A 19,306-nucleotide genomic window follows, 5' to 3' on the forward strand; every position below is an offset into this window, starting at 1 on the left:
AAGGCCATGCTAGAAATTCAGGTTCCCGGGCGCCTCACCGAAAGATCACCGGAGCGGGAGGTTTTGGGCGGCACCTCGACAGCAGCACGGCTTTCGGGGATGTCGCGATTTCGTGATGCTCCCGTGGGATGTCGCGGGTTAAGCTGCGCCGCCATGAACCCAAGCTTTCGACCCAGTTCTCTCATGCGGCCCTGCCGCTGGCTGGCCGGCCTGGGTGCCGCATGCCTGATGACGGTGCCGCCTGTGTGGGCGCAGGCCCCTGGCGCTGCGCCTTCGCCTGCGGCGGTGGCTGGGCCTGCCGTGCTGCGGGGCCCCAGCCTGGAAGGCAAAGCCTTTGACCTGGCCGCGCAGCGCGGCCGTGTGGTGATGGTGGTGCTGTGGCGCACCGACTGCGCGGTGTGCCTGAACAAGATGCCCGAGCTGCGTGCCAACGCCCTGGGGTGGAAGAACAAGCCGTTTGATCTGGTGACCGTGAGCCTGGATGCCCAACGCACCGACGCACAGACCTACGACCGCTTGCGGCGTCAGGTGAGTGGCGCCGACGGGCCCCTGTGGAGCTTCTGGCACGGCGACATCGAATGGACCGCCAGCTGGGCCGCCAAGGCACGCCTGCCGGTCACGCTGATCTTCGACGACAAAGGCGCGCTCAAGGCGCGGCATGAAGGCCGCGTGCCCGCCAGCGTCTGGGACGACCTGGCCGACCTGCTGCCCTAGCGCCGCCGCGTCCATCGGCACCATGGCCAGGCTTTTCTGTAATGAGTGCCGTGGTCTGCACGACCCAGCCCGCGTCAACGGCATCGGGCTGTTGACGCCGCCGTACCGGCGCACCCGTGTTTTCAACCTTTGATGGAGTCCTGTCGATGAAAACCCAGCTCGTTGTTTCTTCCGCCTTTGCTGCTGCGCTCGCCCTGGGCCTGGTGGGACAGGCCGCTGCCCAGGACAAGGCCGCCAAGGAAAAGTGCTACGGCATCGCCAAGGCCGGGCAGAACGATTGCGCCAACCTCAGCGGCTCGCATTCCTGCGCCGGCCAGGCGAAGGTGGACAAGTCACCCGAGGAGTGGAAGTACGTCGCCAAGGGCACCTGCGCCAAGGCAGGCGGCCTGAGCGCCGAAGAGGCGAAGGCAAAAATGAAGAAGTGAGACGCGTGCGCCTCGCCCCGAACGCGGTGGGCCTGGGCTGGCGGCAGGCCCATTACGGCAGCCTGCTGGAACAGCGGCCCGCCCTCGGGTTCATCGAGGTGCATGCCGAGAACTTCTTTGCCGAGGGCGGCGCCACGCTGGCTGTGCTGGAAGCCGGCCGCGGGGCGTACGCCCTGAGCCTGCACGGGGTGGGCCTGGGCCTGGGTTCGGCTTCCGGCTTGGATGGCTGGCACCTTGAGCGCCTGGCACGCCTGGTGGAACGCTTCGAGCCCGCGCTGGTGTCAGACCATGCCTGTTTCGCCAGGGTGGCCTCGGGCGCGCATGCCAGCGATCTGCTGCCCGTGCCTTTCAACGAGGCCTCGCTGGCCGTGATGGTGAGCCACGTGCAGCAGGTTCAAGACCGTTTGCGGCGGCCCCTGCTGGTGGAGAACATCAGCGCCTACCTGGCCTGGGACAGCGACACCATGGCCGAGCCCGCGTTCTTCAACGAGCTTTGCCGCCGCAGCGGCTGTGGCTTGCTGCTCGATCTGAACAACCTCATGGTGAACAGCCGCAACCGCGGCGACAGCCCCGCCACCGCGGTACAAAGCGCTCAGGCCTGGGTGGCGGCGCTGCAACCCGGCATCGTGGGCGAGATTCATCTGGCAGGCCATTGCGACCAGGGTGATGTGGTCATCGACGATCACGGCAGCCGCGTCAGCGATGAACTCTGGCAACTCTACGAACACACCTTGCGCCGCCTGGGCCTGGTGCCGACGCTCATCGAATGGGACACCGATGTGCCCGCGCTGGAGGTGCTGCAGGACGAGGCGGCCAGGGCCCGCCGTTGCCAGCCCGGGCACGGCACCGGAGCACCCGCGTGAGCGCGGCCCTGGTTCTGCAGCAGCAAGCCTTGCTGCACGCCCTGCTGGGTGCCGACGCGCCGCCGCCGGGTCTGCAGGGACTGCCGGCCGTTTCAAAAGCGCGTGGGCTTGCGGCCTACCAGGGCCACCTGCGCAGCCTCAGCGCGCGCAGCCTGGGCCAGGTGTTCACGCAGCTCGTGGCGCACCTGGGCGAAGCCGACTTTGCTGCGCTGGCGTGGAGCTTCTGGCGCGCAGAACCCCCGGCGAGTGGCGACCTGGCGCAGTGGGGCAGCGGGCTCGAAGCCTTTCTGATGGACCGGGCTGGGGCTGCTTCAGGGCTGCCAGGCCTGGCGCGGCTGGATTGGGCGCTGCACCAGGCCGAACGCGCGGCCAATGCGGTGCTGGACGTTGACAGCCTGCAATGCCTGGCCACCGAAACGCCCGACACGCTGCAGCTGGCACTGCGCCCAGGCCTCCAGCTGCTGCACATGGAAGCCGAGGCCCTGAGCTTGCTGGGCATTGACGGCATGGGCCCGCGGCACTTGCTCGTGTGGCGCCAGGCGTGGCGTGCGGCGTGGATATCGGTTTCGGCGCCGCAGGCGAGCTTCTTCGGCGCCGTGCTGGCTGGTCATTCTTTGCAATCCGCGCTGGAAGCAGCCGCCGCGCGACCAGACAGCCCGCCCGACGAGACCTTCGACTTTGCTGACTGGCTGCAAAGCGCCTTGCAGCAGGAGTGGCTGTGTGGTGCGAGCCGGCTGGCGGCGAGTGATTGAGCCCGGGCAGCCCTCAGGCCGCGGGCCAGCGCAGCACGCAGCGGTCGCCACTGGCGCGCCGTTCGACCATCACGGCGCAAAGCGCCGGCAGGCCGGTCTGCAACTGCGCCCGCAGATAGGCGCAGAGGTTCTCCAGCGTCGCCGGCCCGAGGCCTTCCACCTCGTCGAGGAAGCGGTGGTCGAGCAGGCTGCGCACGCGCGCGATCTCGGCGCGCACCAGGGCCAGGTCGATCAGCATGCCCGTGGCGGGGTCGGGCCGGCCACTGAGCGTCACTTCGGCCTCGTAGGTGTGGCCATGGATGCGCAGGCTGCCGGCCGTTTCCTGGCTGCGCCGCAGCGTGTGGGCCGCCTCGAAGTAGAAGCGCTGCGAGAGTTCGTACACCGCACCGGCGGGCTGCGAGAGGCTCATCGGATGTCGAGGATCTTGTGGGTCTGGACAGACAGCCGCCAGCGAGGATGGGCCTGGCAGTGCGCGATGGCGGCGCGGGTGTTCGCCCGCTGCAGGAGGCCGTCCATGGGCTGCAGCAGGCAGTGCTCGAAGCCCTCGGTGTCCACGGCCTCGGGCATCAGGCCGGGTTGCGGGTACACGAGTTTCAGCTCATGGCCCGTGCGCTGCACCCACGCGGCGCCGGCCTTGGGGCTCACGCAGATCCAGTCGATGCCCGGCGGAGCCGCCACCGTGCCGTTGGTCTCGACCGCGATCTCGAAGCCCTCTGCATGCAGCGCCGCCACCAGCGCGCCGTCCACCTGCAGCAAGGGCTCGCCCCCGGTGAGCACCACGTACCGGTGTCCGTGCCCGGCGGGCCACAGCGCCGCGATCTGTGCCGACAGCGCCGGGGCGCTGCCGTACTTGCCGCCCAAGGTGCCGTCGGTGCCGACGAAATCGGTGTCGCAGAACTGGCAGACGGCCTGCGCCCGGTCGGGCTCGCGGCCCGTCCACAGGTTGCAGCCCGCGAAGCGGCAGAACACGGCCGGCCGCCCCGCGCGCAAGCCCTCGCCCTGCAGCGTGTAGAAGATCTCCTTGACGCTGTAGGTCACGGGGCGGGCGCCTCGAGGTAGGTGTCGTGGCCCTTGCGGCGCAGCTCGCAGGCCGGGCAGCTGCCGCAGCCGTAGCCCCAGGCGTGCCGCGTCTGGCGGTCGCCCGCATAGCAGGTGTGGGTCTCCTCGCGGATCAGCTCGACGAGCGGGCGGCCGCCCAGGCTTTCGGCCAGGTGCCAGGTCTGGGCCTTGCTGAGCCACATCAGCGGCGTATCGAGCAGGAAGCGGCTGTCCATGCCCAGGCTCAGCGCCACCTGCAGCGCCTTGAGGGTGTCGTCGCGGCAATCGGGGTAGCCCGAGTAGTCGGTCTCGCACATGCCGCCCACCAGCACCGTGAGCCCGCGGCGGTAGGCGATGGCCGCGGCCAGGGTCAGGAACACGAGGTTGCGCGCCGGGACAAAGGTGTTCGGCAGGCCGGTCGATGCAAAGGCGATGGCCTTGTCCTGGGTCAGCGCGGTGTCGCTGATCTGGCCCAGCAGCGCGAGGTCCAGCAGATGATCGTCCCCGATCTTGCGGGCCCACTGCGGGTAGCGCTGTTTCAAGGCCTCGAGGAAGCGGCCCCGGCACGTCAGTTCGACCTTGTGACGCTGCCCGTAGTCGAAGCCGATGGTCTCGACCCGCTCGTAGCGCGACAGCGCCCAGGCCAGGCAGGTGGCCGAATCCTGGCCGCCCGAAAACAGCACCAAGGCCTGCGTGTGCACCGGGCGCGCGTCAGACATGGCCGGCAGCGCCGCAGGGCCCGGGGCGGCGTGGGCCAAGGTGTTGCGTGGAGATCAGGGCATCGCGCTGCATGCAGGTCGTCGCGCGCGCGGGCAGGGCCGCGTTGGGGCCAGGCGGGCGCTGGAGTTCTGGGACGCGCGATTCTGCGACCTTTCTGCGCCGTTTCAGCGCCGTTTCAGCGCCTTCCCCAGTGCGCAGCGGCCCTATTTCCTGGTTGCATCCTTGACCACTTCCTTGATGTCGCCCACCGCCTTCTGCGCCTGGCCTTCCACCTGCTTCTTCAGGCCCTTGGCCTGCTGCTCGTTGCTGCCGACCACCTTGCCGGTGGCTTGTTGCACCTTGCCGGCGGCGCTTTTGAGCGTGCCCTTGACTTGATCCTTGTTCATGGCTGTTCCTTGCTTGCGTTGCGATCGGGAAACCCTGGGGCCAGGCCGGGTGGGCGCGGCCGACCTGGGTTCATTTGTCAGCGACGACCTTGATCTGGTTGTCGACCGAGGTCACACCCTTCACCGCCTTGGTGAGGGACACGGCCTTGTTCCTGGCCGATGGGGTGTTGGTGGTGCCGGTCAGGGTGACGCGGCCGGCGTTGCCGGTTTCCACCTGGATCTTCAGCAGGCTGGAGAGCTTGGCCGCGGCGAGCTCGGTCTTCACCTTCGTGGTGATCACCGAGTCCTTGACGTATTCCTTGGTCTTCTCCTGGGCGCCTTGGGCCTCGGCGGCGTGCAAAGCCAGGGGTGATGCCGCGGCGGCGATGGCCAGCAGCAGGCCGGCGAGTGTTCGGTTCTTCATGGGGCGTCCTCGGTTCGTTGTCCACGGGCCGCATCGTCTGAAGCGGCCCGCCAGACGCCCAGGCTAGGCACTGCGAAGGCGCGGGTCTGTGCGATGACGCACGCGCACCGCCGCGGCCAGCCCCGCACCCTCGACGTTGCGGAACTGCTGGTTCGCAAAGGCCCAGACCAGCCGTGAAGCGTCGGGCCCGCGGGCATCGCCAAAAGGCTGCTTGCCGGCGCCCCCGCTCCAGGCGTGGGCCAGGCCGTGCACGGCCATCAAGGCGGAAGCGGTGACGCCGGCCCGCTTGAACTGCGTGACGGTCATCGCACGGCGCTGCCCGCGGCGCACGGTGGTGGAAGGCACGGCCTGCGCGCCGGTGGCCTGCGCCCAGGCCTCGGCCGCAGACCGGCCGTTGGCAGGCGACACCACGCCGTCGGCATCGCCGTGAATCACCAGCAAGGGCGGCCACGCCGCATCACCCGCGCCCGGCACGGGCGCCCTGGCGGGTGCCGTGCGCCGGCCCCGCATGGCGGCCAGCGCTGACAGGCCGGAGTGCGCCACGCCCGGCGCAATGCCCGAGTGCATCACCAGCGCCTTGAAGCGCTCGGGCTGCCGCTCCACCAGCAAGGCCGCCATGCTGGCGCCCGCAGACAAGCCGGCGATGGCCACCTTGCGGCCGTCCACCGGGTGCCAGCGGCACACCTGGTCGATGGCCTGCAGGATGGAGGCGGCTTCGCGGGCGGCACGGCCGTTGTCGATGCCGTACCAGTTCCAGCAAGCCTGGTTGTGCGACAGGCGGTCTTGCTCCGGGTAGAGCACCACGAAGCCTTCGCGGCGCGCGAAGCTGTTCATGCGCGTGCTGGCGGCGAAACCCGCAGCGTCCTGCTGGCAACCGTGCAGCATCACCAGCAAGGGCAGGCGCGCGCCAGGCGGCATGTCGGGCGGCCGGTAGAGCCGGTAGCGCCGGGCGCCCGCCGGGCCCAGCGCCACGCCCGGCTCCCACACGCCGGGGCCGCGCGTGGGCGCACGCGGGCCTGCCTTGCCGGGTGCGGTGCTGGCGCGTGGCCGTTTGTTCGCACCCTGGGCCAGGCGCTTCAGGGCCGCGAGCTGGCGCCGCACCGCGCGGCTCCAGGCCGCCAAGCGAAATCTCTGGGTCATCCGGGGCAGTGTGCGCGGCTTGCACGGGCCCTTCGGTGCGCTGTCGCGCAGTGGCTGGCACACCGGCACACGCTGAAGGCCCCACTGCGCCACACTGCGGGATGAACCCCACCCCGCCGCCACCGCCCCGCGCACCCCCGGCACCGGTGCCAGAGACAGCCTGCCGCGATTGCCCGCTGCGGCCCCTGAAGCTCTTCCATGAACCGACGGGCGAAGAGCTCGAGCTCGTTCAATCGCTCAAGCGGCGAGAGCGCCGCCTGGTGCCCGGTGAAGTGCTGATTCACGAAGGCCAGACCGATGCACCGCTCTACACCCTGCTGCAGGGTTGGGCCTTCCGCTTCAAGACCCTGAGCGACGGGCGCCGACAGATCCTCAGTTTCCTGCTGGCCGGTGACTTCATCGGCGTGCAGCAGAAGATGGGCGATGCCGCGGCGCACGGCGTGGAGACGCTCACCGACGCGCTGGCCTGCGTGTTCCAGCGTGACGCGCTGTGGGAACTGCACCGGCGCAGCCCGATGATGGGCTTCAACGTGACCTGGCTCACCGCGCACGAAGAGTCGATGGTCGACGACACGCTGCTCTCGGTGGGCCGGCGCAGTGCCGAAGAACGCATCGCCTCGCTGCTCATCCTCTTGTTCAAGCGCGCTGGCGCGCTGCAGCTCGATGCGGGCGCCGGGGGCGTGGCTTTTCCGCTGACGCAGCAGCACATCGCCGACGGCCTGGGCCTCTCGCTCGTGCACACCAACAAGACCCTGCGCAAGCTGGAGCGCCACGGCCTGCACCGCATCGCCGAGGGCCGGCTCTACCTGCGCGACGTGAAGGCCCTGGCGCGCCTGGCCGACCTCTACGGCGACGGCCGCCCGCCGCCGCGGCCCTTGGTCTGACGGGCCTGCACCGGGGTGTGTGGGGCGGATGCACCTCTGTGTCTTTCGACATGAAGGATCGAAACAGCGCGCTCTAGATTGAGGCCCTTCGACCTTGAGGTCGCCCACGAGCCACTGCCCCTTGAGCACCGACAGCAACACACGATCCAGGAACGACTTGCTGGCCGCCCTGCCGGCCGACGTGGCCGAAGCTCTGCACGCCCGCGCCGAAGCCACTGAGCTGAAAGCAGGGGACACGCTCTACGAAGCGGGCACGCTGCTGCGGCAGGTCTACTTTCCGGTCACGGCCGTCGTATCGCTCGTGTCGCCCATGCAAGACGGCGCCTGCACCGAAGTGGCCGTGGTCGGCCGTGAAGGCGTCGTGGGCGTGTGCGCCTTCATGGGCGGCGGCAACGCCCTGAGCAGCGCGGTGGTGCAGCGCGGCGGGCAGGCGTGGCGCATGCGGGCCAGCGACATTGCAGACCTGTCGCGTGACTCCGCGCCGGTGATGCAGCAACTGCTGCGCTACACGCAGGCGCTGTTCACCCACATGGCGCAGACATCGGCCTGCCACCGGCACCACACCCTGACGCGCCAGGTGTGCTGCTGGCTGCTGCAGCACCTGGACAGGCAGGTGGGCGACGACCTGCACATCACGCAAGAGCGCATTGCAGGCATGCTGGGCGTGCGCCGCGAGGGCGTGACGGTGGCGGCGCTGCAACTGCAGCGCGAGGGCTTGATCCGCTACAGCCGCGGCCACATCCAGGTGCTCAGCGAGGGGCGCACCTGAGGGTGGAACCCAAGCGCGCACGCGGTGCCGCGACCGCGCAGCGAAACGCCCGAGAAACGCCTGCGCAGCAGCATGGCCGCCAGCCCTCTGGAGCTGTGCCCATGCCCAACCTCGACATCAACCTCTTCAAGACCACCGCGGTCTCGGCCTTCTCGCGCCAGACCATGCCCGCCGGCACGAACCGCGACACCTTCAACACCTACCTGGGCCAGATCGGCCAGTGCATCGGTACCGCACTGGACCAATGGCGGCAGCGCACGGTGCTGCAGGGGGCCATCATCGCCGGGCCGATCGTCTCGGGCGGGCGCCTGGTGGGCCCGCTGCTCGACCCCCTGATCCGCGGCGCCAACCCCCCTGGCAACTGGGCGGCCTACAACACCGCCATTGCCGCTGGCGTGCACAACCAGTTCCACCAGATGCTTGCCTTGGCCATCGTGCCCGGGCTGGCGTGGTACCCGCAGTTCGCGGCCTGGCCCGGCCCGGTGGCCCCGCCGCAGCCGGCCCGGCCCGAGAAGCTGCTCACCCTGTGCATGCCGGGCCTGGCGCTCGTCGACCCCGGTGCCGTGAAGCAGGCCATCGTGCAGAAGTTCGGCCACAACAAACCCCCGTGTGCCGAAGGCGTGGCCCAGGCGGTGGCCGATGGCCTGAACAAGGCCCTGATGCCCTGGCTGAGCACCAACCTGCTGCACAACGTGATGGGCGGTGGGCCGGTGCCGACCTTCTGCCCGCCGATGGTGCCTGTCGGGCCTGTGGTGGGCGGCCTGGCGCAGCAGGTGGGGCCGGGGAACATCCGCTGAGGTCGCGGACGCGGCGCTCATGCCTCGAGCTGGGCCTTCAGCCGCGTTGCCACGCGCTTCATCGCCTCGGTCACCGCTTGCAAGGCCGTGTCCGTTTCGCCGTCGACCATCGCGGCCACCACGGCAGTCTGCACCGCTGCCGTCTGTGCGGCGATGCGCTCGCCCTCCGCGGCCAGGAACAGCCGCTTGGCGCGGGCGTCGCTGGGGTCGGGTTCGCGCCGCACCCAGCCGCGCCCTTCCAGCAAGGTCAGCAGCGCGCTGATGTGGCTCTTGGCCGAGAAGCAGCGCGAGGCCAGCACCTGCTGCGTGATGCCGGGCTCGCGGCGCAGGTTGGCCAGGATCTCGTGCTCTGGCACGCGCACACCCAGCTCGGCGAGGCGCCGTGTCATGAGCGCATCGCACAGGTGATAAGCCTGCACGACCGACAGCCACGAGCGCACGGCTTCGGCGTTGCGGTCTTCCTCTGCGATGGATGCGCGCTTGCGCGGAACACGGGCAGGTGCTGACTTCGGAGCTCGGTTCATGTGGTTCGTTTTCGAACTATACTGTTCACTAACGAACCAATTATGCGGCTGCCATGAACCTCTACCTTCGCCTGCTCTGGGCGCTGCTGCGCTCGGCCCGCCTGCAGCCCATCGAGCCTGGAGCGTGGATCGAACGACGGCTGCGCGTCTTGCCCAACGACCTGGACATCAACGGCCACATGAACAACGGCCGCTACCTGACCATCGTCGACCTGATGCTGGTGGAGTACTTCGTGCGCAGCGGTTTCGCGAGGGTGATGCTGAAGGCCGGCTGGCGCCCGATGTCGGGCGGCGCCTTCATCACCTACCGCAAGGGCCTGACCCCGTGGCAGCGCTACCGCATCAGGTTCTCGCTGGCGGGGGCCGACCATGCCTGGAACTACATGCGCTTCGAGTTCCTACGCGAAGACGGCACGCCTTGTGCGGCGGGCTACATGAAGGGCGCCGCGGTCAGCCGCAACGGCCTGGTGCCGAACGAGCGCTCGTACGCGCGGCTCGGGCGCGAGTTCACGCAACAGGCACTGCCCGTGCCGGTGCAGCACTGGCTGGCCGCGGAAGCCGGCGTGATGAAGGACTTCGAAGCCGCCACTTGAGGCTGCGCAGGCTCAGGCTCTGCGCTCAGGGCGTGATGGCGCTGGATGTCGAGCCCGCACGCTGGGCCTCGCCGCGCAGGACGGCGCGAAAGGCGGGTGTCTTCGTCTTCACCGCTCCTGCTCGAGCGCGCGATGAAGGGAGCGGGTTGTCCAGTTTCGAGACGCTGCCGGCAGCAAGCTTTGCAAGAACAAGGCCGCAGGCGGCTGCAGCGCGATAGATGATCGTGCTGATCTCCTGGTCGTTGGCAAAAATGCAGAGGGACAGGATGAGCGGTACGCTCTTGAAGCTCAGCAAACTGGCCCGACGAGAAATTTCACATGACATGTCACGTGCGGCGGACCCTTACCGGGGTCGCGCCCGTGTGGGCGCCTGATGCATAAGCCCAACGAAGGAGACCGCGACCAGCGAGGGCGGCACGCTACCGAACGCGGTTTACCGCGCGCATGGCCGTGCCCGGCGACTTGAGGCCGGTGGCGATGCGGTGATCGGCACGCTCGAAGCTGAGGCAGGTGAGGCGCTGCGCTTCATCCTGAAAACCGGCACCTACCCGACTAAGCTTGCGGCCGTTGAGGAGGCAGTCAAGCGCGAAGCTGAGCGACTACGACGTCGGCTGGCCAAGGGCCGCTGCGAATAAAGAAGCCTGTGGACTACCTCGACGAGGAAGCTGCAGGCGATGACTGAGGTGGTGAGGCGTCGGCAAAACCCAGCTCCTTCGCTTTGGCGATGAGCCGCCGTCCCTCGATCGCGTCTTCCTTGAGACCGCCGCGCCCCATGAGGTGCATGTATCCAAGCAGGTACAGAGAGCGCGGATCGCTTTGTGCGGCGCCCTTGGTCAACCAAGATCTCGCTAGAGCATCGTCCTTGGCCTGTCCATATTCACCAGACAAGTACAGGGACCCCAATGTTCCTTGCGCTCGCGCTAAGCCGCTCTCTGCCGCCTTGGTCACCCACTTGACTCCCAGGGCGTAGTTGAGCTCCTTGCTGCTCAGGCCCCAGAGGTGGCTGACGCCATGAGTCCACATGCTCATGGGGTCCACCCATCGTGCATCTGACTTGCATCGCCCGTCTGCTAGCGGCGTGAGGTCTGGAACGATGTCTATAGGTTCACTGAGACCAAATCGCAGCCGCACTGTGTCAGCGGCGACAAGTGGCAGGCCTAACGTGCTGGCCAAGCCCTTCGACAAGAACCCCGCGCCCACAGTCCGCGACAAGGCGCAGTCACAGAACCTTTGCGAAGCTTCCTTCCAGTCGGCGGTTATCTCGCTAAGGAATGGGCTAGCTTGGCATGCCTTCAGCAGCGCTGGCTTCACTGCAGCGCGCTCTCGAAAGGCCTGATATGTCGCGGCAGCACCAACCAAGAGTGTGGCCAACAGCCCGAACGCCAACCGCGTCGAGGGCAGCGCGACCTTTCGCCCTGTGGGCATAAGGCTGTACAGCACCACTGCCGTAGGTAGCGCGAGCAGCGCCAACACCGAGAACATCCCTTTAGCTGGCGACAGCAATTCCATCAACCTCTCCCCGACTGGCGCGATCGCCGCCTGTTGTGCAGAGACAGCTCAGCGCTCGATGTCGTGGTCACGGGTACGCATTCGGCGCTCTTGTTTCCGCTGAGCCATTGTCTCCTCACAGCTGCTATGCGGCCCAGGCTTCTGCAAAGCCCGTTCGATCGCTGCCTTCCGGGCTGGCGCACGACTAACGGCTTGCAGCATCAGGGCAGCCATCGGTGACTCCTCCCCGTGCACGCCGGCAACCGACGCCTCGCGCATCTGCGCCGCAGTCACTCGAGAAAAGTCCAACCGGTGACCAGCCTGCTCGGCGAGCTGAGCAAAGAAGGCGCGCTGCGTCCGGCCGTTGCCTTCGCGGAAGGGGTGCGCGGCGTTGACGGCGCATAGATAGTGCGCAGCTCGTGCGGCGAACTCGGGCGCTGCCATACCGACCAAATGGTACTCAGCGGCCAGGTCGTCAGCGATCTCGGTCATGCGCTGGGTGATGTGCTCAGAGGGGCAGAAAACCGTGTCGTCTTTGACCATCTCGACGATGCGCTCGTCGCCAGCCCAGTCGTAGACATCCTGGAACAGGTGCCAGTGGATGGCTTTGAGGTGGGCATAACTGAAGTCACCCTTGGGCAGCTCCTTAATGGCGCGGCTCGCACTCAACCGATGTTCGACCTCCTGAAGCTGAGCCTGGTCACAGATACCCAAGAGGTTCTGCAGGACCTCAGTGCCCGGGTATAGGTACGGGTCACTCACGGTTGGCGGACGGCAAGACGCCCTTCTGCGCAGACTGGATGATGTAGCGGCAGCATCGTTCGCCGTCCCAGCGCTGCTTGAAGAAGGCCTCCTCAAGGCCCTCCCCGGCCACGGTCGGCAGCACGCCTTCAAGCTCGGCGCTGGCTTTGGCCTGCAAGGCGCGGGGGCGGCGTACCGCAAGCTCAGCATCGGTCAGGGGCGTAAACCGGTGCGTCTTGGCATCCTCGTCGGCCCCGGCCAGCAGCGCCGTCAGGATGCGCGCCACCTCGGCAGCGATGGCCTCAATCGGTGATGCCGTAGTGCTCATTCACGCAGTCTGTCATGGTCGATCCTCCCCGTCTATTTGGCCACTCGCGGCACCGCCAAAGTCAAGCCAGATAGAACTGACGCGCAGCTGCGCATCCGACAGGCCAGCCGCACCGCCGGCCCCTTTTCAGTTCCTTGGGCGGGCACGGGGCATCCCGGCCACGCCATGAAGTTCACCACGCCGCACTTAAACTGAGTCCATACAGCGAGAAAGAGGCCGGGGGTAGCGATGAGGGAGTTGCTGAAGGGGCTTGGCATAGGGCCATTGGACAGGCTCCTGCTCACGATGGACACACCCGTCGGGTGGTTCATCTACACGCCGCTTGTCGTTCTGTCGCTGCTAGCGACCGCGACGTTCCGGCTCCTGGCCATGCTGCCGCTGCTCTTGCTGGTCTACATGCCAATCGGCCTGGCGTTGCCGCACGCTGAGTTCTGGATGGGCCAACAGCGCCACTACGGCGGCTTCCTCGCGCGTGATCCTGAGGCGGCAGAGTTCTGGTACCTCCGCGCCGCAAAGCCTGGCCTGTTCGCCTGGGAGACGGGTCACGTTGCGGCGCGGCGAGAGCTTGGCCTTCTCTATCTTGATGACGAGAACGGCCCACTACCGAGCAAGGCTCCGCTACCCATGTCGCGCGATGAGGAACAGCTTTACTGGGGCAGCAGCCCATCGGCACGCGGGCTGATGTGGCTCAACTTCGCAGCGAAGGCAGATGACGCGGAAGCCGTGCGCGAAATGGAGAAGAGGCTGCCTCACAGCCGTGACGACGAACCCGATAGCGCGGCCTCTGCGCCAGCGGCGTCGGCAGCCTCAGCGACAAAACCGTGACGGTCCGCGCACGCCGTTGGTGCGCCGTGCTGCTGATGGCCGCGACCTGGTCGACCAGCAGCCTGGCCGCCATGGACCCGATCCTGGGGAAGCAATGCCGGGAGAGCTACGACCGGGCCAAGAGCGAACGCCAGCGGAACCCGCAAGCCCCTGAGCCGCCCGCGGCGATGCTCAACGACTTCAACGCCTGCGTGACCTTCACGCAGCGCACTTGGCCGCAGTGGGTTGCGAGCACGCAGCCCGCGCAGCCGCCGATGAGAACCCAGGAGGACCGCGACCGCGAGGGCCTTCTGTACCTGCGCCTCCCGGCAATCCTGGCTAGCCTGCTCGTCGCGGCACTGGCGTTCCTTCATCTACGGCGGCTGACGCAGAAGCGCTCGGTGAGCCCTGTTGTGGGTGACTTGGTTGCAGACCACAAGCGCCAGGCGACCTCGCTGAAGGCAAACATCGTCGGTGCTGGCATTGCCGTAGTCGCGTTGGCGCTTGACTGGCGTCTCTTTGGCCTCATCTGCATGGTGCTGTGTTGGTTCGGGTACGTCGCGACGTTCTTCCTCTTCAAGAGCAAACCAAGCAAAACGTTCGGCACCGCGCGGTTTGCCTCGATCGAGGAAGTAGACCGCTGGAACGCCGACGCCAAGGCGGCCGCCCACAAGGGCGCGACAGTGCGTCTTGGGCTTGCCCATCCTGCTGGCGACGATGGCGAACCGAGTCCAGTCGGGGTACCGCTGGCCTACCGCACCGACAAGCACGTGCTGGTCGTCGCTAGCGCGCGCAGCGGAAAAGGGCGCGACCTTCTCATCCCGAATCTGCTCTCCTATACGGGCCCAGTGATGGTGCTCGACCCCAAGGGCGAGAACGCGTTGCGCACCGGCCGTCACCGCGAGAGCTACGGACCAGTCTGCTACCTCGACCCATGGGGCATCACCGGGCGTCCGTCTAGCGGCTTCAACCCACTGGCTGAGCTGGCGGCATCGAACAGCCTTGAAGAGGTGGCAACCGGCGCGGCGGTGATTGCCGGTGCCCTGGTCATGCCGAGTGACGGGCCGAACCGGCACTTCAGCGATTCAGCGCGGCAACTACTGGAGGGCCTCATTGCCTTCGTGGTAACCGAGCCGAACCTGCGGCCGGTCGCCGACCTCACGATCGTCCGGCAGCTCTTGACCCAAAGGCTGCGGCCGACGCTGGGAGCCATGGCGGCCAGCACCTTCGGGCCCGACGTGATCCGCTCGCGCGCAGGAACGATGCTCGCTCTCAGCGACGGCAAGGAGTTCTCCTCGATCATCTCGACGGCGGCGACCGAGACCGACTTCCTCGACAACCCGACGCTGCAGAAGAACCTCGGTCTTGATGGCGTCGATGCCATCGACTTCAGCGCCTGGCAGCGCGGTAGCGCCCTGTCGGTCTACTTGTGTGTTCCGCCTGACCTGCTGACGGTCTACAGCCGTTGGCTACGGCTGGTTGTCATCGGTGCCTTGAGGGCCATGACCAGGCGGTTGAGCCCGCCGCCGCAGTCGGTGATGTTCATGCTCGACGAGTTGGCCGCCCTCGGCCGCATGAAGCCCGTGGAGGATGCCCTTGGCATTGGGGCCGGGTACGGCATTCAGGTCTGGGCGGTGTTCCAGGACCTGGCGCAGATGAAGGACACCTACAAGGAGAAGTGGCCGACCTTCCCCGGTAACGCCGGGCTGCGTTGCTTCTTCGGGGTGCAGGATTTCGACACCGCCAAGTACGTCTCGGACATGCTCGGCGAGGCCACCGTGGAGGCAACAAGCACGAACACCTCAGGCGGCAACAACAGCACGACGACCAGCGCGGCCAAGCGTCAGCTGCGCACCCCTGATGAGGTGATGCGCAATGAAGGGATGTTCGTGCTACCGCCCAGCAGCGCGCCGATTTACATTGAGCGCCTGGCTTACTTCAAGGACCCTGAACTGGCGGGCCGCTGGGATGAGGTCTGACTACTCTCGCTCGTAGCCACCCCGGCCCTGCCCCTCGCGCTCCCGCCCTCGGCCTCCTTTGCCGCCTGGGTCATCGAACGGCCCGATCGCCTGCTCGATAGCCCGCTGCTTCGCGGCCTTGATGTCGGGGTGTGGCTCGGTGCTGCGCTGAAACAACACCGGATTCCCGCCAGCATCGGCCAACGCGGCTAGGGCGTCGATTTTTTCGCCCACCGGGCTAATGCCGCCAGGCCTCTTCGCTTGCTCCTGGAACTCCGCGGTTGGCTCGCGTCGCGTCGTGTGCTTGGCAAAGACCTGGACAGGTTCCTTCACGTCGCGCGCGATCTGGGCGTCGTTCATCCCCTCCGGAGCCTGACCGAGGGCAGCCAGGATGGCCAGCTCGCGTCGATGCTCGGCGTCCAGCCGCGCCAGCTGCAGGCCGTCAATCTGGTCGTAGGTTCGCTTAACGTTCCGGTCCACGTGGGAGGTGCGTGCCTCGCGCTCCGCACGCGTGTCTACTTGCTGCTGCAGCAACCGCTCCCGGCGCTCCCCATAGCGCTTGGCGAGAGCTTCCACAGCGTCAGCAAGGGGGTCGTTAATGCTTCCAGGGTCAGAGGTAGCCATGGCGAATGCTGCTGAAATCCAAGGTCCGGTCATGGTAGAGGTAAGCAGGGAGGACCGCCACATGACCGACAACAACAAGCCCGTTACCTACAAGCCCGTCAGTTCGATCACATCATGGGCTGACCTCATGCCGTCCCCCAGGCGCGCCAACACGCTAGGCCGTCGACCAACGGTGCGTGAGCTGAAAGACATTGAGATCGAGGAGAGCATTCAAGAAGTTGAGTATCCGCTCCCGGCGCGATCACATCGAGCGCCTGCAAATTCGGTTCATCGATCGACGCAAACACGAACCCAGTTGGCATCTTCCTGGGGGTAGGCAGCGATATGCGCTCTGCCCGGTAGGCGAGCACCACGATATCGGAAGTTCGCCCTCCATACAGCAGATCAAAGAGAACTCTACTGGGAGCGAACCACGGGTTTCCTGGAATCAACAAGCGTCCATAGAGCGACCTCTTGGTCTGTCTCTTCAGACGAACAAGCTCTACCGAAGCCGACCCGAAATCGCATTTACCGTCTATGGAAGCTGGCCGGCCGGGAGTAGGAGATCCGCAAAAGTTCGCCAGTATTGCGACCGGATCAACGGTAGCAGGGGAGCTCGCGAGCAATTCCAGCAAGCGGTTCCGCTTGGGATTTGTTGACTCTGAAACAAGCTGACGAACTAGTGCAGCCAGTTCGTTCAAGACGGGCGGGTAGCTGATGGTCACCGCCTCTGCAGCGATCTCCGGAATACTGAGAAAGTTGGCGCGACTTTTGAGAACCTACAGACAAACTCAAGCGTCGATATTCGCCGCCCTGAGCGCATTCGCCTCAATGAAGTCCCTGCGCGGCTCCACCTCATCCCCCATCAGCATCGTGAACACGCGGTCAGCCTCGATCGCATCATCGATCTGCACCTTCAGCAAACGCCGCACGGTGGGGTCCATGGTGGTTTCCCACAGCTGCTCGGGGTTCATCTCGCCCAGGCCTTTGTAGCGCTGGCGGCCCACGGCGCTTTCGGCCTGGCCCATCAGCCAGGCCATCGCGGCGCGGAAGTCGCCCACCTTTTGTTCCTTCAACTTCTCACCCTCGCCGCGGCGCACCACGGCTTCAGGCCCCAGCAGGTCGAGGAAAGCCAGGCCGGCGTCGGCCAGCGCCGCGTAATCGGCGCCGTGCACGAAGTCGGCCGTGATGACGCTGCTCTTCACATTGCCGTGGTGGCGGCGGCTGATGCGCAGCAGGTGCTTGTCGCTGCGCGCGTCGAACTCGGCGCTGACCATGGCGTCTTTCAGCTTGGCCTGCAGCGCGGTGGCGCTGGCTTCGGCGGCTTCCAGCGTGTCCAGGTTCAGCGTCAGGCCGCTGCTGATGGCGCGCACGGCGTCCACGTCCATCCAGTTGCTCAGGCGGTCGCTCACCGCGTTGGCCACCAGGTAGCGGCGCGCCAGCACTTCCAGCGCGCTGCCTTCGATGGCGGGGCGGCCGCCTTCAGCCAGGCCGTCGGGCCACACGCTGGCGCCGTCCAGTGCCACCTTCAGCAAGAAGGCGTCGAGCGCCAAGCCGTCCTTGAGGTATTCCTCGTGCTTGCCGAGCTTCACCTTGTAGAGCGGCGGCTGCGCGATGTAGATGTGACCGCGCTCCACCAGCACCGGCATCTGCCGGTAGAAGAAGGTCAGCAGCAGGGTGCGGATGTGCGCGCCGTCCACGTCGGCATCGGTCATGATGATGATGCGGTGGTAGCGCAGCTTGTCGGCGTTGAAGTCTTCAGCCCCGATGCCCGTGCCCAGGGCCGTGATCAGCGTGACGATGCTGTCGCTGCTGAGCAGGCGTTCATACCGCGCGCGCTCCACGTTCAGGATCTTGCCGCGCAGCGGCAGGATCGCCTGGAACTTGCGGTCGCGGCCCTGCTTGGCGCTGCCACCTGCGCTGTCGCCCTCCACGATGTAGATCTCGCACTGCGCCGGGTCTTTTTCCTGGCAGTCGGCCAGCTTGCCGGGCAGGCCCAGACCATCCAGCACGCCTTTGCGGCGCGTCATCTCGCGGGCCTTGCGGGCGGCTTCGCGGGCGCGCGCGGCGTCCACGATCTTGCTGCAGATGATCTTGGCGTCGATGGGGTTCTCGAGCAGCCAGTCGGTCAGCAGCTTGCTCACGATGTCTTCCACCGGGCCGCGCACTTCGCTGCTGACGAGCTTGTCTTTCGTCTGGCTGCTGAACTTGGGCTCGGGCACCTTCACGCTCACCACGCAGGCCAGGCCTTCGCGCATGTCGTCACCGGCGATCTCCACCTTCGCCTTCTTGGCGATCTCGTTGTCGTCGATGTACTTGTTGATCACGCGCGTCATCGCCGCGCGCAGGCCGGTGAGGTGGGTGCCGCCGTCGCGCTGCGGGATGTTGTTGGTGAAGCAGAGCACGTTCTCGGCGTAGGCGTCGTTCCACTGCATCGCCACTTCAACGCCGATGTTGGTGCCCTGGTCGCTCATCTTGTCGCCCATGGCGTGGAAGATGTTCGGGTGCAGGGTCTTCTTGCCGGTGTTGATGAAGCCGACGAAGCCCTTCACGCCACCGGCGAAAGCGAAGTTGTCTTCCTTCGCGTTGCGCTCGTCCACCAGGCGGATCTTCACGCCGTTGTTCAGGAAGCTCAGCTCGCGCAGGCGCTTGGCCAGCACGTCGTAGTGGAAGTCGATGTTGCTGAAGATGGTGTCGTCGGGCAGGAAGTGCACCTCGGTGCCGCGCTTCTCGGTGTCGCCGATGATCTTCATCGGGCTGGTTTCAACACCGTCGCGCATCTCGATCACGCGGTCTTGCGTCACGCCGCGCTTGAACTCGATGAAGTGCACCTTGCCTTCGCGCCGCACCGTCAGGCGCAGCCACACGCTCAGCGCGTTGACGCAGCTCACGCCCACGCCGTGCAGGCCGCCGCTGACCTTGTAGCTGTTCTGGTTGAACTTGCCGCCCGCGTGCAGCTCGGTCAGGGCGATTTCAGAGGCCGAGCGCTTGGGCTCGTGCTTGTCGTCCATCTTCACGCCGGTGGGAATGCCGCGGCCGTTGTCGGTGACGCTGATGCTGTTGTCGGTGTGGATGGTGACGACGATGTCGTCGCAGTGGCCGGCCAGCGCTTCGTCGATGGAGTTGTCCACCACCTCGAACACCAGGTGGTGCAGGCCGGTGCCGTCAGACGTGTCGCCGATGTACATGCCCGGGCGCTTGCGCACGGCTTCCAGGCCTTCCAGGATCTGGATGCTGCCTTCGCCATAGGCGGCGCTGGCCTCGCTGCCGGTGCTGGCGGCCTGGCCTTCGGCCGTGGGCACGGCACGCTGCGTCACGCCATCGTCGGAGGGCTTGCTGGGCTTCTGCGGGTCGGTCATCGGGAGCTTTCTGCTGT

24 protein-coding genes are annotated in these 19,306 nt (G+C 66.8%); 11 read left to right on the top strand and 13 right to left on the bottom strand.

The features are described 5' to 3' along the window. The first annotated feature begins 228 nt into the window (after nucleotides 1-228). The 4 genes from EOE66_RS02090 (at nucleotide 229) to EOE66_RS02105 (ending at nucleotide 2,754) form a co-directional block, all read left to right on the top strand. A complete protein-coding gene (locus EOE66_RS02090) occupies nucleotides 229-714 on the top strand; it encodes a TlpA family protein disulfide reductase (RefSeq protein ID WP_164884962.1) in 486 nt (161 codons plus the stop codon). A gap of 146 nt (nucleotides 715-860) precedes the next feature. Then, nucleotides 861-1,139 carry a BufA1 family periplasmic bufferin-type metallophore gene (locus EOE66_RS02095; protein WP_128227025.1) on the top strand — a complete coding sequence of 93 codons (279 nt, stop codon included), beginning with the start codon at nucleotides 861-863 and terminating at the stop codon, nucleotides 1,137-1,139. Nucleotides 1,140-1,144: 5 nt separating this feature from the next. After that, nucleotides 1,145-2,002, top strand: a complete 858-nt coding sequence (gene bufB, locus EOE66_RS02100; protein ID WP_128227026.1) for an MNIO family bufferin maturase — start codon at nucleotides 1,145-1,147, stop codon at nucleotides 2,000-2,002. Beyond that, nucleotides 1,999-2,754, top strand: coding sequence for an HvfC/BufC N-terminal domain-containing protein (locus tag EOE66_RS02105; RefSeq protein ID WP_164884963.1), 756 nt, complete (start codon nucleotides 1,999-2,001; stop codon nucleotides 2,752-2,754). Before bufB ends, EOE66_RS02105 begins: the two co-directional genes overlap by 4 nt. Before the next feature lie 13 nt (nucleotides 2,755-2,767). On the opposite strand, the gene EOE66_RS02110 is transcribed toward EOE66_RS02105, so the two are convergent. The 6 genes from EOE66_RS02110 to EOE66_RS02135 all read right to left on the bottom strand — a co-directional run bounded on the left by EOE66_RS02110 (nucleotide 2,768) and on the right by EOE66_RS02135 (nucleotide 6,441). Continuing rightward, entirely contained in the window at nucleotides 2,768-3,163 is a 396-nt protein-coding gene (locus tag EOE66_RS02110) for a 6-carboxytetrahydropterin synthase (protein ID WP_128227028.1), read from the bottom strand. Further along, complete coding sequence (gene queE, locus EOE66_RS02115) at nucleotides 3,160-3,792, bottom strand: 7-carboxy-7-deazaguanine synthase (protein ID WP_128227029.1); 633 nt, start codon at nucleotides 3,790-3,792, stop codon at nucleotides 3,160-3,162. The genes EOE66_RS02110 and queE overlap by 4 nt, the downstream gene beginning before the upstream one ends. Then, the gene (gene queC, locus EOE66_RS02120; RefSeq protein WP_128227485.1) at nucleotides 3,789-4,511 is read right to left on the bottom strand and encodes a 7-cyano-7-deazaguanine synthase QueC; all 723 of its coding nucleotides are present in this window, start codon (nucleotides 4,509-4,511) and stop codon (nucleotides 3,789-3,791) included. The genes queE and queC overlap by 4 nt, the downstream gene beginning before the upstream one ends. Nucleotides 4,512-4,715: 204 nt before the next feature. After that, nucleotides 4,716-4,898, bottom strand: coding sequence for a CsbD family protein (locus EOE66_RS02125; protein ID WP_128227030.1), 183 nt, complete (start codon nucleotides 4,896-4,898; stop codon nucleotides 4,716-4,718). 70 nt (nucleotides 4,899-4,968) lie between these two features. Further along, the gene (locus EOE66_RS02130; protein WP_128227031.1) at nucleotides 4,969-5,301 is read right to left on the bottom strand and encodes a BON domain-containing protein; all 333 of its coding nucleotides are present in this window, start codon (nucleotides 5,299-5,301) and stop codon (nucleotides 4,969-4,971) included. 63 nt (nucleotides 5,302-5,364) lie between these two features. Beyond that, nucleotides 5,365-6,441 (bottom strand): extracellular catalytic domain type 1 short-chain-length polyhydroxyalkanoate depolymerase, encoded by a 1,077-nt coding sequence (locus EOE66_RS02135; protein ID WP_128227032.1) that lies wholly within the window; start codon nucleotides 6,439-6,441, stop codon nucleotides 5,365-5,367. A 146-nt stretch (nucleotides 6,442-6,587) separates the two neighbouring features. Between EOE66_RS02135 and EOE66_RS02140 the strand changes: the two genes are divergently transcribed. The 3 genes from EOE66_RS02140 (at nucleotide 6,588) to EOE66_RS02150 (ending at nucleotide 8,891) form a co-directional block, all read left to right on the top strand. Beyond that, nucleotides 6,588-7,325, top strand: coding sequence for a Crp/Fnr family transcriptional regulator (locus tag EOE66_RS02140; protein WP_245478866.1), 738 nt, complete (start codon nucleotides 6,588-6,590; stop codon nucleotides 7,323-7,325). A gap of 121 nt (nucleotides 7,326-7,446) precedes the next feature. After that, nucleotides 7,447-8,094, top strand: coding sequence for a Crp/Fnr family transcriptional regulator (locus tag EOE66_RS02145; protein ID WP_164884964.1), 648 nt, complete (start codon nucleotides 7,447-7,449; stop codon nucleotides 8,092-8,094). 101 nt (nucleotides 8,095-8,195) lie between these two features. After that, nucleotides 8,196-8,891, top strand: a complete 696-nt coding sequence (locus EOE66_RS02150; RefSeq protein ID WP_128227035.1) for a hypothetical protein — start codon at nucleotides 8,196-8,198, stop codon at nucleotides 8,889-8,891. Between the two features lie 17 nt (nucleotides 8,892-8,908). Here EOE66_RS02150 and EOE66_RS02155 read toward each other — a convergent pair whose 3' ends face one another. Continuing rightward, the gene (locus EOE66_RS02155) at nucleotides 8,909-9,415 is read right to left on the bottom strand and encodes a MarR family winged helix-turn-helix transcriptional regulator (protein ID WP_128227036.1); all 507 of its coding nucleotides are present in this window, start codon (nucleotides 9,413-9,415) and stop codon (nucleotides 8,909-8,911) included. A 53-nt stretch (nucleotides 9,416-9,468) separates the two neighbouring features. Here EOE66_RS02155 and EOE66_RS02160 point away from each other — a divergent pair, with 53 nt between their 5' ends. Then, nucleotides 9,469-10,008 carry an acyl-CoA thioesterase gene (locus EOE66_RS02160; RefSeq protein ID WP_128227037.1) on the top strand — a complete coding sequence of 180 codons (540 nt, stop codon included), beginning with the start codon at nucleotides 9,469-9,471 and terminating at the stop codon, nucleotides 10,006-10,008. A gap of 25 nt (nucleotides 10,009-10,033) precedes the next feature. Here EOE66_RS02160 and EOE66_RS02165 read toward each other — a convergent pair whose 3' ends face one another. After that, nucleotides 10,034-10,333, bottom strand: a complete 300-nt coding sequence (locus tag EOE66_RS02165) for a hypothetical protein (protein ID WP_164884965.1) — start codon at nucleotides 10,331-10,333, stop codon at nucleotides 10,034-10,036. Between the two features lie 157 nt (nucleotides 10,334-10,490). On the opposite strand from EOE66_RS02165, the gene EOE66_RS21700 reads away from it, so the two are divergent. After that, nucleotides 10,491-10,643, top strand: a complete 153-nt coding sequence (locus EOE66_RS21700; protein ID WP_164884966.1) for a hypothetical protein — start codon at nucleotides 10,491-10,493, stop codon at nucleotides 10,641-10,643. Nucleotides 10,644-10,656: 13 nt separating this feature from the next. On the opposite strand, the gene EOE66_RS02170 is transcribed toward EOE66_RS21700, so the two are convergent. Genes EOE66_RS02170 through EOE66_RS21705 form a run of 3 tightly spaced genes read right to left on the bottom strand, consistent with a single transcriptional unit; the run spans nucleotide 10,657 to nucleotide 12,565 of the window. After that, nucleotides 10,657-11,517 carry a tetratricopeptide repeat protein gene (locus tag EOE66_RS02170; protein WP_128227039.1) on the bottom strand — a complete coding sequence of 287 codons (861 nt, stop codon included), beginning with the start codon at nucleotides 11,515-11,517 and terminating at the stop codon, nucleotides 10,657-10,659. Nucleotides 11,518-11,565: 48 nt separating this feature from the next. Then, nucleotides 11,566-12,258 carry a Fic/DOC family protein gene (locus EOE66_RS02175; protein WP_164884967.1) on the bottom strand — a complete coding sequence of 231 codons (693 nt, stop codon included), beginning with the start codon at nucleotides 12,256-12,258 and terminating at the stop codon, nucleotides 11,566-11,568. Continuing rightward, nucleotides 12,251-12,565: a hypothetical protein gene (locus EOE66_RS21705; RefSeq protein ID WP_164884968.1), complete on the bottom strand. Its 315-nt coding sequence runs from the start codon at nucleotides 12,563-12,565 to the stop codon at nucleotides 12,251-12,253. The genes EOE66_RS02175 and EOE66_RS21705 overlap by 8 nt, the downstream gene beginning before the upstream one ends. Before the next feature lie 285 nt (nucleotides 12,566-12,850). Here EOE66_RS21705 and EOE66_RS02180 point away from each other — a divergent pair, with 285 nt between their 5' ends. Then, nucleotides 12,851-13,390 carry an SEL1-like repeat protein gene (locus EOE66_RS02180; RefSeq protein ID WP_128227041.1) on the top strand — a complete coding sequence of 180 codons (540 nt, stop codon included), beginning with the start codon at nucleotides 12,851-12,853 and terminating at the stop codon, nucleotides 13,388-13,390. Nucleotides 13,391-13,461: 71 nt separating this feature from the next. After that, nucleotides 13,462-15,348, top strand: coding sequence for a type IV secretory system conjugative DNA transfer family protein (locus EOE66_RS02185; protein WP_205702610.1), 1,887 nt, complete (start codon nucleotides 13,462-13,464; stop codon nucleotides 15,346-15,348). Here the strand turns inward: EOE66_RS02185 and EOE66_RS02190 are convergent, their stop codons facing one another. Next, on the bottom strand, nucleotides 15,349-15,951 hold the full coding sequence (locus EOE66_RS02190) for a hypothetical protein (protein ID WP_128227043.1): 603 nt from the start codon (nucleotides 15,949-15,951) through the stop codon (nucleotides 15,349-15,351). A 770-nt stretch (nucleotides 15,952-16,721) separates the two neighbouring features. After that, nucleotides 16,722-19,289 carry a DNA topoisomerase (ATP-hydrolyzing) subunit B gene (gyrB, locus tag EOE66_RS02195; RefSeq protein ID WP_128227044.1) on the bottom strand — a complete coding sequence of 856 codons (2,568 nt, stop codon included), beginning with the start codon at nucleotides 19,287-19,289 and terminating at the stop codon, nucleotides 16,722-16,724. Nucleotides 19,290-19,306: the final 17 nt, after the last annotated feature.

The sequence above is a fragment of the Rubrivivax rivuli genome, from assembly GCF_004016505.1.
In the GTDB taxonomy this organism is placed as follows: Bacteria; Pseudomonadota; Gammaproteobacteria; order Burkholderiales; family Burkholderiaceae_C; genus Rubrivivax; species Rubrivivax rivuli.